Genomic DNA, 15,615 nt, shown 5'->3' with positions numbered 1-15,615 from the left:
GAGAACCGAGAACCGAGAACCGAGAACCGAGAACCGAGAACCGAGAACCGAGAACCGAGAACGAAGACGCAGAAGCTCGAAGGCGGCGTAGCTGACTTACGTCGTCTTGCGCTTGCCGATCAGCCCTGTAGCCAGCAATGTCCCGAACAGAACGGTACTCATACCGATCAGCATCTGCGCGGTCAAGGCCTCGTCCAGCAGCAAGGCACCCCACAGCACCCCAAAAGGCGGCACCAAAAAGGTCACCGTAATGGTTTTGGAGGGGCCAACATTGGACAGCAGGCGGTAAAAAATCAGGTAGGCGACCGCTGTGCACAGCAAGGATAAGGACAGCGCAGCGCTCCAGGCATGCAGGCCCGGAAACTGTGCGGGCCACCAGTAAATGGCTGCTGGCAACAGAACCAATGTTGCGCTGACCATGCTGCCTGCTGCTACCGCCTGGGGCTGTACACCGCGTAGATAGCGGGCGGTAAAGTTAGCGGCAATACCGTAAAACACCGTGGCCAGTAAAGACGCCAGCACGGCCCAGCCCTCGGCCCCTTTATTGAAGCTGAGCTTGTCGTACACCAGAATCAGAATGCCCAGAAAGCCCAAACACAGGCCCAGAACGCGGCTGGGTGTCAGGCGCTCTTTCAACCAGACTCGTGTCACCAGTGCACCGAACAAGGGGGCCATGGCGTTCAAGACGGCCAGCAAGCCCGACTCCAGTCGCAAGGCTGCGAAGGCGTATAAGGAGAAGGGCACGGCGGCATTCAGAATGCCCAGGGCAAAGATGGGTTTCCAGTTCGCCAGAAAGATGGGCAAGCGTCCGGTGACGGTGATGTAGCTCATCAAGGCCAGGGCACTGACACCGACCCGTATGGCGGTCAGGGGAAAGGGGCCAAAGTCGGGGACCGCTTGCAGCGTAAATAAAAACGAGCCGCCCCAGATGGCGGCTAGCAGGAATAAATCGCGTAAGTCTTTGGGGGACATGGGAATGGGATCGGTGGCGGCGGTCCGCATGGGCCGCATAACAGAGCCGATTGTAATCCTCTGGCAGCGACCAGGACACTGAAGCGGGGTGTTCAAGCGGAAGGTCTGAAATTCCTTGATGCTTTAAACAGACAGCTCTTTGTTCAGAGCCCGTTTCAGGACGTTGAAGACGCGTTTGTCCCCGCATTGAGCGACGTTGAAACGCAGAAACTGGGCAGCATCAGGGGCTTGGCTAAAAACAGGGCCAGGGGCCAGCACGATGCCATGGGGCAGGCAGGCGCGTGTCAGGCTCAGGGCATCATGCTCGGCGGGCAGACGGACCCAGAGAAACATGCCCTCGCGGGGGCGTAGCCACGGTGTCAGGCCAAGTTGTTCCAGCTGTGTCACGGTGTGATCCATGGCTTTGGAGAGCCGGTATCGCACCCGTTCCAAATGCTTGCGATAGCCGCTGTCGCCAAGCGCGCTGTTCAGAATATGTGAGGCCAGGCGGTTGCTGCTGAAACTGGTGGCGGTACGCAAGTCGACCAAGCTCTCGATCCATGGAGTCTGGGCTGCGATATAACCGCAGCGCAAGGCGGCCGACAGTGTTTTGGAAAAACTGCCTATCTGTACTACGCGGGACAGCCCATCCAGCGCGGCCAGTCGGGTAGCGGGCCGGGTCTCCAGATCCCCAAAAATATCGTCCTCAATAATGTAGAGGTCGGCACGTTGCGCCATGGCCAGCACGCTATGGGCGGTCATGGCCGAAAGACGTGCGCCGGTTGGATTGTGTATGCCTGAATTGGTGATGTACAGGCGGGGCTTGTGTTCTTGCAGGGCTGCCTCGAAGGCGGCCAGATCAGGGCCTTGATGGGTGTAGGGCACGCTGGCGATCTTGGCCCGGTGTGCTCGTAGCAAGGCATGGAAATTGAAATAGCAGGGGTCGTCCACCAGGACCGTATCGCCCGGCTCCAGGAAGAAGCGACAGAGCAGGTCAATGGCTTGAGTGCCCGAGTCGGTCAGCATGATGTGATGCGGGGCGGCGTCTATCTCGGACTGTACGAGGCGGCGGGCCAGCATTTGTCGCAAGGGCTCCAGACCCAGAGGTGAGCCATAGTCCGTCAAGTCCGCGCTGGGGCTACGAGCGGCCTTGCGCAAACCCCGGCGCACCCCGTGGTCATACATCCAGTCCGAGGGAAGCCAGCCGCAGCCGGGCATCAGGACATCGGCATCTGCTTCCAGAGATTGGCGCGAGATCCATAAAGGATCGATGTCCTTCTCCAGGGCAGGCTCCAGGGCGGCCAAACTGAGCGGGGCCAAGGGAGCCGTTACATAAAAACCGGAACCCACACGCGCCTCGATCAGCCCCTCGGCGGCCAGCCTGCCATAGGCTTCGACAATCGTGGATACCGACACGCCTGCCGACTTCGCTTGAGCGCGGACTGACGGCAGGCGGGTGCCGGGCGGGTAGGTCCGTGCCGCGATGCGTTCACGCACGGATTGCATGATGTGGTCGATACGGGTCAAGGCAGACATGGGGCAGGTTCGGGCACGGTGTGTGGGTCTTGTGAGCAGTACAGTTTTTTAAAACTGTACTGGACTGTGCCTGTGTATGCTGGCATAGCTGTGTTGTACTGACAAGCATCTTTGTTGGAGAGTGAATGATGGATAGCAAGGCAGTCAGCTGGCTAAACGGCTTTATTGGTGTGGCAATTTTTGCCGGTTCTTTACCGGCTACACGCGTTGCTGTACTGGGTATGGATCCTTTTTTTCTGACGGGCGCGCGAGCGGTGCTCGCCGCCTTGTTGGCGGCTATCTGGTTGCTGATCGGGCGCGTGGCACGGCCACAACGCTCGGACCTGTTGCCCCTGGCCGTGGTTGGTTTTGGTGTTGTGCTGGGATTCCCCTTGTTGACGGCACTGGCCCTGCAGTACATCACTTCGGCGCATTCCATTGTGTACGTCGCCTTATTGCCTTTGTGCACAGCGCTTTTTGGGGTGGTCTTGGCCGGTGAACGTCATAAACCCGTGTTCTGGCTGTGCTCTGTTTTAGGCTGCTTGCTGGTGATGGCCTATGCCGCGCGAGAAGGTCTGGATGCGGCCTGGCAAGGGGATCTGTATATGCTGGCCGCCGTGGTGGTGTGTGGCCTGGGTTATGCCGAAGGCGGCCGTCTGTCACGTCGCCTGGGCGGATCTGGCTGGCCGTGGCAAGGATGTGACCCTGACCATTATTGGAGATGGGGAGGCGCGCGCTCAGTTGCAGGCTCAGGTGCAAAGCCTGGGTATGGAAAAGCATGTGCTGTTTGCTGGTCGGGTCTCGCCTGAGGAGGCTCGCGCCTTGCAGGCCAAGGCCGCGCTGGTATGTATTCCTCGTCGTCCCTTTGAGGTGTGCCGTATTGTGCCCCCCATCAAGCTGGTTGAGGCGATGGCGATGGGCAAGCCGGTTCTGGTACCGGATTTGCCGGTGTTTCAAGACGAAGTTGGGCCATGTCGCTCGGTACGCTTTTTTAAAGCGGGTGATGTGCAGGATCTGGCTCGTGTGCTGGATGAAACCTTTCAGGCAGGTCCGGAAGTGTTGGCGCGGGATGGTGCCTTGGCACGTGAAGAGGCCACGCAGCGTCGCAGTTGGGCTGACTTTGTGGTGCATGCTTTGCCGGCCGGGGCTAACTCATGATCGGTCGTGCAATCCGGGCTTTGGGGGCGCGCATCTACACGCACCCAACCGTCAGTGAAGACGGCAAGCCCGCGGGGCAGTTTGGGCAATTGAAAGTGGCCTTGGTCTCGGACTACTTCACGGCAGATTGCCTGTCCGCCGAATGCTCTATCCGTATTCTGAACCCGCGCAATTACGAGGAGGTCATCTCCTCCTGGAAGCCTGATTTGCTTTTTGTGGAGTCCGTGTTTCATGGGCTGGGCGGCGCGTGGCGTTACGAGCTGGCCAAGCAGTCACGCCTTATCCGTTTGCGCACGCCTCGCACGATTTACAAGTTGGTGCAGTTCGCTAAGGATCAGGGTGTGCCCACGGTGTTCTGGAACAAGGACGACGGGGCGTACTTCGAGCACTTCATTGATGTGGCCAAGGCCTTTGATTATGTGTTCACCACGGACAGTGATTGCCTGCCGCGTTATCGGGCCCGTTTGAGTCCTGATGTGCCTGTGAATACCTTGAGCATGCCGTATCAGCCTGCGTTTCATAGTTTCACGGGCTTTGATTTCACGCGCAAGGAAGGGTGCTTTACGGGCAGTTATTACCGTCGCATCCTGAGTGAACGTAGGCGTTTTCTGGACATGATTTTTGGGGCCTGTGAGGATGCGCAGATGCAGCTTAATGCCTACGACAGAAATCACGACAGATTGTCCCGGCATATCGAATTCCGCTTTCCGCGCTCGACGCATGTGCAGGTTCATGGTCAGGTTCCGCACCGCGAGACGGGGCGTATCTACAAAGAACATGTGATGTGCCTGAACGTGAACTCGGTCACGGATTCTGACACCATGTGCTCGCGCCGCTTGCTGGAAATTCTGGCCAGTGGGGGCATTGCGGTGACTAACCCCGGTCGTGCGGTGGATCGTTATTTCCGTGATTTTTGTCATGTGGTGCATTCTCGTGAGCAGGCCAGTGAGTTGTTTGCCCGTCTGCGTCAAGGTCCCTCCGCACAGGACTGCGAGCGTGCGGCGGCGGGGGCGGCTTATGTACGCCAGTTCCACACCTGGGAGCATCGCCTCCAGGAGTTGGCTGATGTGGTCGGCTTCTAGGGTGCGCTTGTTTCCATGATTGTGAACATTTTTGCGTACCTGATTCAGGCGCTGTTCTTGCTGGTTGTCGGGGCCTTTGCCCTGTACGTGATCCTGGAGTTGCGGGTACTGTTGATCTCGCGGCGCGTGGAGCGCCGCAAGTTAAGCGATCTGGTGCAGACGTCTGCCTCCTTGCAGCAGGACTGGTATCCCAAGGTCAGTGTTCTATTGCCGATTTATAACGAGGCGGCCGTTGTCGAGCGTCTGATTGATGCGGCTTGTCGCCTGGATTATCCGGTGTCCGCGCTGGAAATTCTGGTACTGGACGACTCAACAGACAAGACGGCGCTGTTGGCCCAGAACAAGGTGGATCAGTGTGCTCGGCAAGGTGTGCCTATTCGCCGCATTCAACGTGCCGATCGTGCGGGCTACAAGGCCGGGAATCTGGTGCATGGCATTCAGCATTCCCAGGGCGAGTTTTTTGCGATATTTGATGCGGACTTCTTGCCGCCAGCCGATTTCCTGCAGAAAACCATTCCGCCTTTCAAGGACGCGAAGCTGGGTTTTTTGCAGACGGGTATTGGCTATGAAAACCGTGACCACTCTTTCCTGACCCGCTTTCAGGCCATGGAAATGGGCCACCAGCAATATGTGACGGTGGGGCTGAGCGAAGACGGGGATATGGCTTCCTTGAGTGGCAGTTCCTGTGTCTGGCGACGCGCTTGCGTGGAAGCCCTGGGCGGTTGGAATGCCTCTACCATTACCGAGGACGTGGACCTGGGTTATCGGGCCCAGTTTGGTGACTGGAAGTACGCTTATTTACGCGATGTGGTGTCCATGTCCACCTTGCCCGAGAACATCAGTGCGTTCCGTGTGCAGCGGGAGCGCTGGGGGCGGGGGCTGATTCATAGTGCCTTCAAGCACCTGGGGCAGATGTGGCAGCAGGACATGCCCTTGATGAAGCGCATGCATGCGTTTTCCATGATGTTTTCATCGGTCATGCTGGCCTCCATTTACGCCTTGATTTTGTTGAGCCTGCCGCTGAATTATTTGCTGGATTTCGACCATGTCGTGTTGCTTTGGGGCGCACCACTGTTCTTCTTGCTGGTCGCTGTCTGGGCGTTGAATAATGCCTTTGGGGCTCGCAAGGGCGCGCGTTTCGATGACAGGCCGGGTGTGTTGGGGACCGTGTGGCATACCTACTTGTATGTCGCCATGTTCCCGCCCATGGCTTGGTATTATTTTGTCGGCGGTGTACGAGCCGCCTTCAAGGTTTACGGGGAATTTAACCGCACGCCCAAAGGCGAAGGCGAGAAGGCGGCAAGACAGCCTCGCATCAATCTGTATTTGCTGATCGGAGAAGTGTTCACCTTCCTGTATTCGGCACTGGCCCTGTATGTGGCCATACGCATGGGCAACTACTTGTTGGTTCCCTTGAATGCGACGGTGTGTGTAGGCTTTGGCATGGTTTTGTACTGGTCCTTTCAAGAAAGGAGAGCGCGTGGGCGTAGCTGAACCAGCAAGGCAGGAACGGATTCTGATTACTGGCGCCACCAGTGCCATTGGTGGCGAGCTGGCGCTTTACTACGCCAAGCCAGGTACAGAGCTGACTTTGCATGGTCGCAATGCTGCGATTCTGGAGCCTTTGGCCCAGCGCTGCCGTCAGGCGGGCGCGCAAGTGCATACCCATCAGCTGGATTTGCGTGATCTGGATGCCTTGCATGATTGGTTGTCGCAATGTGCCGCTTTTGATCTTGTCATCGTGAATGCGGGCATGAATATCCATGTAGGTCCCAACGGCGAGCCGGAGGCCTGGGAAGATACCGAACTGTTGCTGGATATCAATGTGAAGGCCTCGCTGCGAGTCGTGCAATCTGTGCTGCCCGCCATGCGGGCGAAAGGGTGCGGTCAGATCGCCTTGATGAGCTCCTTGGCCGCTTACTTTGGTCTGCCCACCACGCCGTCCTATAGCGCCAGCAAGGCGGCTGTTAAAGCTTATGGTGAAGGTTTGCGCGGCTGGTTGGCCCCGGAGGGAATCAAGGTCAATGTGGTGATGCCAGGCTACGTTAGCTCGCCCATGTGTGATGCCATGCCAGGCCCCAAGCCATTCCTGTGGACCCCGCAAAGAGCAGCCAAGCGTATTGCCCGTGGCCTGAAAGCCAATAAAGCACGTATCAGCTTTCCGTTTCCTTTGAACCTTGGTTGCTGGTTTCTCGCCGTGCTGCCCGCCCGGGTGTCTGTCTTTATTCTGAGCAAGATCGGTTATGACGCTTGAGCCCGGATTCTGGACTGCAATCCTGGCTGCCTTGTCGGGACTGGCCCTGACAGTCGGGCTGGAGCGTTTCCTGCAAACAGCAGCCAGCTTGCGTCGTCCTGCAGCGGCCTGGGCCTTGCACATAGGCCTGTACGGTTTGGCATATGTCGCCCTGGTTTTTTTGCTGGGACGGCCTATCTTTGCCACGGCCTTGCTGTGCGCCTTTTTCCTGCTGCTGGTTGTGGTCAGCAATGCCAAGTTCAAGGCTTTGCGTGAAGCCTTTGTATTTCAGGATTACGAGTATTTTACGGATGCGATTCGTCATCCTCGGCTCTATATTCCTTTTCTGGGGTGGGGGAAGTTCTTTCTGGCGGCAGCGGGTTTTATTGCCGCTCTGACAATTGGTTTATGGCTGGAGCCCGTACCCGCCATGCGTGCTGCCTGGACAGCGCAATGGGGAGCCTTGGCTTTGCTTGCTGTGCTGAGTCTGGGCTTGCTGCTGTGGGGTAATAGTGCGCGTTTGATGGTGCAGATTGCACCGGAGCAGGACGTGCAGGCCTTGGGGCTGTTAGCCAGCTTCTGGCGTTACTGGCAGCAAGGGCGAGAGCGCCCCAGCTTGTCCTCCCCTTTTGAAAGTGTTGCTCCAACGTCTGCGTCTGTTTTGTCCGGTGCGGATTCTTCGGGGGATCTGCCGCATCTGGTTTCCGTACAAAGCGAGTCTTTCTTTGATGCCCGGCGAATTTCTGACGGGATTCGACCAGAAATTCTGGCGGAGTTTGACCGCTTCAAAGCCGAAGCGGTTGCCAGCGGATACTTGCAGGTCCCTGCTTGGGGTGCGAACACCGTGCGCTCGGAGTTTTCCTTCTTAAGCGGTATTGAAAACAGCGCTTTGGGTGTGCACCGCTTCAATCCCTATCGCGCGGTATGTGCAGGATGGTCTGTGGCGACTTTGGCTTCCTGGTTGAAGCAGCAGGGTTACCACACGATTTGCATCCACCCTTATCCCGCCAGTTTTTACCAGCGCAACCGTGTATTTCCGCTGTTTGGGTTTGACGAGTTTCTGGACATCAAGGCCTTTGCTGATGTGGAACGTACAGGCCCTTATATTGGCGATCTGGCGGTGGCGGATAAAGTCGCCAGTGTGCTGGAGCAGGCTACAGGGCCGGTATTCATACACGTGATTACGATGGAGAATCACGGGCCTTTGCATCTGGAAAAGGTTGCAGCGGCTGATGTCGAGGCCTTGTATCATCAGCCACCTCCACCAGGTTGCGAAGACTTGACGATTTACTTGCGTCACATCCGCAATGCCGATGCCATGCTGACACGTCTGCGCGGAGCCTTGATCTCGTCGGACAGGCCTGCCAGCCTGTGCTGGTATGGCGACCACGTTCCCATCATGCCTTCGGTCTACGCGGCGCTAGGTACTCCTTGTGGGGATGTGGATTACTTTATCTGGAACTCCGCAGGGAGCCAGACAAAAACGCCGCATCGGGATGCGGCGATTCATGATCTGGCGCGGGAGTGGATGTGTTTTAGTGGATTGATGAGCCAGTAGACGCTTTGTCTACTGTAGTCCTAGTACCAATCAACAACATTGTTTGCCAGGGCGTTATGCATTCCCGCATCGCTGGACACCAAGATGGCCCCTATTGAATGGGCATGGGCTGCAATCAACATGTCCATATACGAGAGTGAGCGACCTTTGGCTTCTATGGCTACACGGAAAGCCGGATAAACATCGGAAACGGAATCATCCCAATCCAGCACAGTCATCGTGCTTAGCAGGGCTTCTGTTGTCGCCTGCAAGGTAGGTCTGGACTTTTTGGCAAACCCATACATCAGTTCAGCAAGCACAATATTAGATACAAAAATATTGCTGGGACTGTGTCCCAGCATAGTTTCTCTTACTTTGCCCCTGTTCATGGCAGCATTGGAAACAGCATTGGTATCTAGCATGTAGATCATTCTTCCCACCCTGCGAAATGATCTTTCTCGGGGGCGGGTTCTTGATCTCTGTTCAGATCTTCCAGAAAACCTTCGAATTCAGCAGGGTCATTATTAGCGGCAACATTAAGGAAGTGATCCCAGCCTCTTGGCTTTGAGGACAGAATGACATCTCCAGACTCTTGGTCTCGTCGTATGAAGACTCTTTTCCCTTCGAATCGAAAACCTTCAGGTAGACGCACCGCTTGACTATTTCCACTCATGAACACGCTTGTTGTCTTGTTGGTGGGGTGAACTTTCTTGGCGGGTAGTTTTACGTTTGTACGCATAGTTACCTCCATGGGTTTGGTATATACGAATAGTATACACGTGGAGGCTGATGAGAAAATAGTGCCCTAGGTCTTTGATAGATAATGAGGTTGGGCAGGGGCAGCTAAGTGGATAGCCTTAGTTCTTGAAAGTCTCTATCCAATGCCGTGTAGACGCATCATGTTCGGCAGAGGTTTCTTTCTCTCCCGACAGCTCCTGCAAAATCCCGTTAGCCAATACTTTCCCGTATTCCACCCCCCACTGATCGAAGGGATTGATCCCCCAGATCAAGGCCTGCACAAAAATCTTGTGCTCGTACAAGGCCAGCAAGGCGCCTAGTGAGAAGGGATTCAGGCGGGGCAAAACGATCAGCGTGTTGGGGCGCCCGCCCGAGTGCACGCGGTGGTGGGCCAGTTCGGCCGCTTGCTCACCCAGACCTTGCTGTGCGCATTCGGCCAGGGCTTGCTCGTAGGTTTTGCCGCGCATCAAGGCTTCGCGCTGCGCCAGGCAGTTCGCCAGCAGCAGGTTATGGTGTTCGGCCTGATTGTGATCCGCCTGCTGGCACACGATAAAGTCCACAGGAGCACCATCGCTGCCTTGGTGCAGCCATTGGTAGAAGGTATGTTGCGCGTCTGTTCCAGCCAGTCCCCAGACAGCTGCGCCGGTGGCTAAGCCAACGGGTTCTCCACTGGTGGTGACGGACTTGCCCAGGGACTCCATATCCAGTTGTTGAATGTAGGGCACCAGATTGCCCAGGCGGAAGTCGTAGGGTGAAACGTTCAAGGACCCATAGCCCAGCACACTGCGGTTGACCACGCCTGCCAATGCCATTTGTACGGGCACGTTGGTGGCGATGGGGGCTTCCTGAAAGTGCTGGTCCATGGCGGCAGCGCCCGACAGCATGCCAGCGACGACATCACTGCTGACAGCCAGGGCCGTGGTCAGGCTGACAGCAGACCATAGTGAAAAGCGTCCACCCACCCAATCCCAGAACTGGAAGATTTGTTTTTGTGGCACGCCCCAGTTGGAGGCCGTTTCAGGGCGGGCGGTGACTGCAACGATTTGTTCGTAGGGGTTGGCAACACCAGCGGCTTGCAGCCATTCCAGGGCCCGCTGTCCGTTCTTGAGAGTCTCGGTCGTGGTGAAGGATTTGGAGGCGATCACGATCAGAGTGTCGTGAGGGTCCATCCCCGACAGTGCATGCTCCAGCGCATGGCCGTCGATATTGGCCAGAAAGCGTACGTTGCGCCAGCTGTGGCGATAGCCAAAGGCTGCCAGGGACAGGCGCACGCCCCAGTCGCTGCCACCAATACCAATATGGATTATGTTGCGCCAGCGGCGCTCGGAGTCGGCGACGCGCACGAATTCGTTCATGCGCTCGCGTTCCTTGGCAACTTCCGTCATGGGGGCGGGGGCGCGCAGGGCGCTGTGCCAGGCGGCGCGTTGTTCGGTGCCGTTGACGATGCCGCCGTTTAGTAACTGTTTGCGTGCCGTGTCGAAATGGCGAGCTGCCAAAAGAGCGGCTCCGGCTGCTTGAAGTTCCGGCGAATGCCTCTGTCCACTCAAGTCCACTTGCAAGCCTGCTGCCTTCAGGCAATGCAGGTCCAACGCATATCGGTCGGACTGGTGTGCTGCCTGGCAGAACCCGGTCCATTCTGGCAGACCGGGTAAAGGGGCGGCAGAGGGAAGGGTTTCAGCGTTCAGGGGCATGGGGATTTGGCCTGCAGTAGACGAAACCGCCATTGTACGAGGCTTTATCGGGCTTGAGCGTCTGCCGGTAAGCGGGTTTGTCTTGGTGTTTACGAGTGCATCCGTACTAGCTGATCACCATCGTAGGGCAGCACCCATGCCTGCAAACCAGGATCGCTAGCCAGTACCCGGGCTATCTCTGGTGGCGACATCCAGGAAAAGGCTGTGGACAGGGCGTCGGCAATGGTGGCATTTCCAGCCACGACAGAGACACTGCGATACAAAGGACGGGCCTGACCATTGGCGGGGTTGAACAGATGGGTGACGGAGCCATCCCGGCTAAGTGCTGTGCCTGCTCCTGACGAGGTGCTGACTGCCTGATTGTGTACATCCAGATGCAACAAGCTGGCTGGCTCTGCTTGATCGCCTGCCAGACCGACGCGCCAGGGACGGTTTCCCGGAGCCATGCCCAGGCTGCGTATCTCGCCCATATCGACCAAAGCGTGCTCCAGGCCTGCCTGTTTCAGCTGTTCAGTGATGCGATCGGTGATGTAGCCCTGAGCAATCCCGTTCAGGGTCAGGGCCATACCGGGATACTGTAGCTGGATGGTGTCATCCTGAATGTGGATGGCTTGGTAGCCGACTTGTTTCAGCGCCTGCTTGATCTCGGCAGCATCAGGAATGGATGTTTTAGTGTTGCGCTGAGCCGCTTGGCTATACAGATCCCAGAGCACCTGCACTGTCGGGTCGAAGGCCCCATTCGTTAATTTACTCAGACGCTGTGACTCCAGCAGCAGTCGTGTCATATCACCGGGGGCTTGCTTCAGATAACCATCGTGATTCAGGCGTCGCAAGGCGCTGCCTTCTTCATACAGACTGAATATCCGTTCCAGCCGTCGCACTTCGGACAGGGCCTGATCGATCAAGGTTTGCGCAAAAACCGGGTCGGGATGATGGATATGCAGTTGTGCGTCCGCACCCAACGCCACTCCTTGCCAGGAGCTGAGCGGGGTAGAGGCCGCTTGCATTGCTTTGGCAGCCCATGGCACGCAAGTCAGGGCGCTGGTTGCGGCCACGATACCGATAAAACGACGACGGGAAACAGGAGTAGAAGTCATGGCAAATACCTGGGATCAGGAAGGTAAGCGTTTAAGGCAGCGCGACTGCGCCAAAGATGTAGTTCTCCGGCATCTCGGCAAAACGAACCACTTGGCCGCCATGCTGTTGCTGGAAATCCTTGGCGGCTTGCTCCTGGCTAAAAGGCAGGGCATCGATGGTGCCCATGCCACCGGTGTAGCGGCTGTAGATCAGATACCAGGCATCTTGTGCCGGTATCCAGGCTTGTTCGGGGAACTGGCCGTCCGGATTACGTTGGGCCATGTCTTGCACATAGGTGGCGGCAATGGCTTTGGATTCTTCAGGCAGCATGGTGTAGGCAAAGACCTCACGTATGGTGGTGAACCAGAGTGGCGCTTCGCGTTCGCGCAGAAGAATTTGTCCTTTAGGGCCTTGATGCTCGAATAGGTACATGCCGCAGTAGTGGCCCACAGCGGTTTGTGGGATCTGGACGACGGGAGGCGGCGGGGCTTGCACCTGCTCCGGTTGTCTGCAGGCAGCCAGTATCAGACCCAGGCACAGCAACAGAAGAGTGCGCAGTTTTTTCATAGTGCTTTTCTTTTGAATACCAGGCTTGCCAGACCAAAAGGCACGGCGATCCACAGCAGCAGAACGCTCATCAACACACTGGCAGGCAGACGAGCCTGTTCGCTTAAACCGGCCATGCCAGCAAACATGGCGACATTCTCGTAGCCGGTCAGATTCAGCAGGCGGTACACGTCGGTGGGGTTGAGCAGCAGGATGATGTTCAGCCAGGAAGCGGTGATCATGGCGCCTTGGTCGGCGACTAGAACACCCAGCAGAGCCATGTCATAAATCACCACGAAAAACAGCCAGATACCGATGGCCAGTCCGGCCGCCGTTGCCCGTTCTCTGACCAGGGTGCTGATGAAATAGCCCATGGACAGGAAGCTGGCACCGAGCAGAATGCTGGCCCCCATCATCGCCAGAAAGGGCGTCCATACGCTGAAGTCCAGGCCGCCATGAGCCACTTGCAAGGTGACGCCAGCCAAACCGTAGCCCACCACCGTAGACAGGCTCAGGATCAGGGCATGGCCCAGGAATTTACCAACCAGAACTTGCCAGCGATGGACGGGGTAACTGAGCAGCAAGGACATGGTGCCGCGTTCGATCTCGCCCACAATGGCGTCGTAGGACAGCAGCATGGCAATCAGCGGGATCAGGAAAATAGACAGGCTGGACAGGCTGACAACCGTGACTGTCAACGGATCTACCTTGACGCTGCCGGTGGGGGCGCTGCCCAGAAAACCCAGAGACAAAGCCAGTGCGGCCAGCAAGAGGGTGACTGCCAGTACCCAACGGTTGCGCAATCCATCGCGCACTTCCTTTTGAATGATGATCAGGACAGGGTTCATGGCTTAGTAATCCTCGCGCTTCAAAAAGTGCGCATACAACTCGTCCAGACCGGGGGATTCCAGCTCCAGGTCGGTTAATCCTTGAATGGCATGCGCTTCGCGCAGAATCTGGATTTTTTCGGCTTCGGTGCAATGACGCTCCAGGCGATTGGCACCGATGACATTCCAGTGCTGTGGAACAGAGTCGGGGATTTGCTCCACGGTCAGGCGAATACGTACCGGCAAGCCAGCGTGTTGGCGCAGTTCGGACAAGGTGCCATCGGCAATCTTGCGTCCTTGTTGCATCACGATGATGCGGTCTGCCAGACGTTCCATCTCTGCCAGAGCGTGAGTGCTGAGCAGGATGGTGGCCCCGGCATCGCGCAGTTCTTGCACGATCTCGTAGAACAGCAGACGGGAGGCCGGGTCCAGTCCAGTGGTGGGCTCATCCAGTAACAGCACACGAGGTTTGCCCAGCAGGGTTTGAGCCAGTGCCAAGCGTTGGCGCATGCCTTTGGAATAGGTGCCCACGCGCTTGTGAGCCGCTTGTGCAATGCCGACACGTGCCAGCAAGGCCTGGTTGTCACTGGTCGGCAGCCCTTTCAGACGAGTGTAAAACGCCAGTGTTTCGGTGCCGGTCAAGGCAGGATGCAAGGCGACGGTTTCAGGCAGGTAGCCGATATGGGCTCGCAGCCGGGCAGCCTGGGATGAACCCGCATCGTGGTCCAGCAAGGTGACCTTGCCTTCATCGGCACGGATCAGGCCCAGAATCAGTTTGATGACGGTGCTTTTGCCTGCGCCATTGTGGCCAGCCAGCACCGTGCATTGGCCGGGGTAAAGCTCGAAGTTCACCGCGTTGGCGGCACGCTGCTGGCCATACAGCTTGCTGACATTGGCCAGCGCGACAGGGGCCGTACAGTTATTGGATGGAGTCATGATTGGCCTTGTAGCGCTCCCAGACGGGATTCTCGGGCGCACGCATCAGCGGTGCGCTATCGATGATGCCGCCGGGCAAAATGGCAGGAAATTGGGTTTGCGCCCAGCGCACAATGGAGACGGCGGGGCTGTTCAAAAGCACACGGGCGGAAGGGGCTCGCCAGACCAGTTGTTCAATCAGGCCATTGGGGCGATAAGCGGTGTCACCGATGCCATCACCGTTCAGGTCAAAGGCGCTGTGATCGCTCCAGTAATTGCCCCGGTCCTTGCTGGACCACTCCAGGTAGCGGGTGCCCACATACTTCACCTGATTCTGGTTCTGGATGAAGGCGTTTTCCGTGATCTCATTGCCTTCGGAGCCGGCGGTGTAGTGCACCCCGATCTGGGTGTTCTGAATCAGGTTGCCGGAGATCTTGTTGAAGTTGGCGTTGTAGAGAAAAACGCCTTTCTCGGCCCCGTCCACAATATTGTCGGTAATGGTCGATTGCTGGGCGGCATTGAGCATCAAACCCTGATGCGTGCTGTTGATGCTGATGTTTTCACGTACCGTCAGGAACTGCGAAAACATCAGGGCATAAGCAATGTCATTGCCTATGGAGACATTGCTGCTGACCTCGCTGTTATTGGTGTACATGTAGTGCACCGCATAGCGTAGCTGGGTAAAGCGGTTGTGGCTGAACACGTTGTCGCGGCTGGTATTGGAAAAAATCCCGTCGCGACCCCAGGAAATATCGTTGTACAAGATGCGTGAGCCGGGGGAGTTCCAGACGGTCACGCCATTGCCGCGCTCATTCAGACGCAGCTCTTTATTGCCCACGATAGTGTTGTGTTGCACCAGCGCGTTGTGGGGTCCCCAGACATATACCCCCACCAGATTGTCGAGGATGTCGTTGTTTTCAATCAGGGCGTTATGGGCGGGCTTGTCCAGGAAGATGCCCGCATCCATATCCGGCAGGCTCAAGCCGGAATTGCGTACGGTGATCTGACGTATCTGCACATCTTCCGCCTGGACCCACACCGTGCGACCTTCACGTTCGCCCATCAACACGGCTTGCCGGTTGCTGGGGCCTTGAAGCGTCAAAGGTTTGTTCACGATGATATTGCCTTGATACGTGCCGGGAGCCAGCACCAGAATGTCGCCGGCTTGGGCGGCATCGATGGCGGCTTGCAGCGCGGTATCGGCGGGCACCTCAATGGTGGCCGCTTGAGCAGCCAGACCACTGGCCGCAAGGGCCAGGATCGTAAGCGGCTTGAAGGCCAGCCTCAGCACCAGGGTTGGGCTGAGGCATCGTGCACGGGCGGGGAGCAGGCGGAAAGGCTTCAT

General features: G+C 57.3%; 15 protein-coding genes and 1 pseudogene. 6 read left to right on the top strand and 10 right to left on the bottom strand.

Features of this window, described 5'->3' with window-relative positions:
* Window positions 1–96: 96 nt before the first annotated feature.
* Window positions 97–972: a DMT family transporter gene (locus U2949_RS08095; protein ID WP_321287090.1), complete on the bottom strand. Its 876-nt coding sequence runs from the start codon at window positions 970–972 to the stop codon at window positions 97–99.
* Between the two features lie 123 nt (window positions 973–1,095).
* Window positions 1,096–2,487 (bottom strand): aminotransferase-like domain-containing protein, encoded by a 1,392-nt coding sequence (locus U2949_RS08090; RefSeq protein WP_321287087.1) that lies wholly within the window; start codon window positions 2,485–2,487, stop codon window positions 1,096–1,098.
* 128 nt (window positions 2,488–2,615) lie between these two features.
* On the opposite strand from U2949_RS08090, the pseudogene U2949_RS08085 reads away from it, so the two are divergent.
* From U2949_RS08085 to U2949_RS08060, 6 genes and pseudogenes are all read left to right on the top strand, one after another.
* Window positions 2,616–3,161, top strand: a pseudogene (locus tag U2949_RS08085) (DMT family transporter); the annotation flags it as partial.
* Complete coding sequence (locus U2949_RS08080) at window positions 3,046–3,624, top strand: glycosyltransferase (RefSeq protein ID WP_407654172.1); 579 nt, start codon at window positions 3,046–3,048, stop codon at window positions 3,622–3,624. The pseudogene U2949_RS08085 and the gene U2949_RS08080, both read left to right, overlap by 116 nt.
* Complete coding sequence (locus U2949_RS08075; protein WP_321287083.1) at window positions 3,621–4,706, top strand: CgeB family protein; 1,086 nt, start codon at window positions 3,621–3,623, stop codon at window positions 4,704–4,706. Before U2949_RS08080 ends, U2949_RS08075 begins: the two co-directional genes overlap by 4 nt.
* A gap of 15 nt (window positions 4,707–4,721) precedes the next feature.
* Window positions 4,722–6,200: a glycosyltransferase gene (locus U2949_RS08070; protein WP_109089234.1), complete on the top strand. Its 1,479-nt coding sequence runs from the start codon at window positions 4,722–4,724 to the stop codon at window positions 6,198–6,200.
* Window positions 6,187–6,960 (top strand): SDR family NAD(P)-dependent oxidoreductase, encoded by a 774-nt coding sequence (locus U2949_RS08065; RefSeq protein ID WP_321287081.1) that lies wholly within the window; start codon window positions 6,187–6,189, stop codon window positions 6,958–6,960. The genes U2949_RS08070 and U2949_RS08065 overlap by 14 nt, the downstream gene beginning before the upstream one ends.
* Window positions 6,950–8,497 (top strand): LTA synthase family protein, encoded by a 1,548-nt coding sequence (locus U2949_RS08060; RefSeq protein ID WP_321287079.1) that lies wholly within the window; start codon window positions 6,950–6,952, stop codon window positions 8,495–8,497. The genes U2949_RS08065 and U2949_RS08060 overlap by 11 nt, the downstream gene beginning before the upstream one ends.
* 20 nt (window positions 8,498–8,517) lie before the next feature.
* Here U2949_RS08060 and U2949_RS08055 read toward each other — a convergent pair whose 3' ends face one another.
* The 8 genes from U2949_RS08055 to U2949_RS08020 form a co-directional block, all read right to left on the bottom strand.
* Window positions 8,518–8,898 (bottom strand): PIN domain-containing protein, encoded by a 381-nt coding sequence (locus U2949_RS08055; protein ID WP_239054822.1) that lies wholly within the window; start codon window positions 8,896–8,898, stop codon window positions 8,518–8,520.
* 5 nt (window positions 8,899–8,903) lie between these two features.
* Complete coding sequence (locus tag U2949_RS08050; protein WP_257722963.1) at window positions 8,904–9,215, bottom strand: antitoxin; 312 nt, start codon at window positions 9,213–9,215, stop codon at window positions 8,904–8,906.
* A gap of 118 nt (window positions 9,216–9,333) precedes the next feature.
* Window positions 9,334–10,905, bottom strand: a complete 1,572-nt coding sequence (gene pgi / locus U2949_RS08045; RefSeq protein ID WP_321287075.1) for a glucose-6-phosphate isomerase — start codon at window positions 10,903–10,905, stop codon at window positions 9,334–9,336.
* An 89-nt stretch (window positions 10,906–10,994) separates the two neighbouring features.
* The gene (locus U2949_RS08040; RefSeq protein ID WP_321287073.1) at window positions 10,995–12,002 is read right to left on the bottom strand and encodes an FAD:protein FMN transferase; all 1,008 of its coding nucleotides are present in this window, start codon (window positions 12,000–12,002) and stop codon (window positions 10,995–10,997) included.
* Between the two features lie 31 nt (window positions 12,003–12,033).
* Complete coding sequence (locus U2949_RS08035) at window positions 12,034–12,549, bottom strand: nitrous oxide reductase accessory protein NosL (RefSeq protein WP_321287072.1); 516 nt, start codon at window positions 12,547–12,549, stop codon at window positions 12,034–12,036.
* The gene (locus tag U2949_RS08030) at window positions 12,546–13,376 is read right to left on the bottom strand and encodes an ABC transporter permease (protein WP_321287070.1); all 831 of its coding nucleotides are present in this window, start codon (window positions 13,374–13,376) and stop codon (window positions 12,546–12,548) included. Before U2949_RS08030 ends, U2949_RS08035 begins: the two co-directional genes overlap by 4 nt.
* A 3-nt stretch (window positions 13,377–13,379) precedes the next feature.
* Entirely contained in the window at window positions 13,380–14,291 is a 912-nt protein-coding gene (locus tag U2949_RS08025; RefSeq protein ID WP_321287068.1) for an ABC transporter ATP-binding protein, read from the bottom strand.
* On the bottom strand, window positions 14,275–15,615 hold the full coding sequence (locus U2949_RS08020; RefSeq protein WP_257722968.1) for a nitrous oxide reductase family maturation protein NosD: 1,341 nt from the start codon (window positions 15,613–15,615) through the stop codon (window positions 14,275–14,277). The genes U2949_RS08025 and U2949_RS08020 overlap by 17 nt, the downstream gene beginning before the upstream one ends.

This window comes from Alcaligenes phenolicus, from assembly GCF_032063905.1.
GTDB lineage: Bacteria > Pseudomonadota > Gammaproteobacteria > Burkholderiales > Burkholderiaceae_B > Alcaligenes > Alcaligenes phenolicus.
Note: the sequence above shows the minus strand (reverse complement) of the source record. Positions and strands in the feature narration are given on the sequence as shown.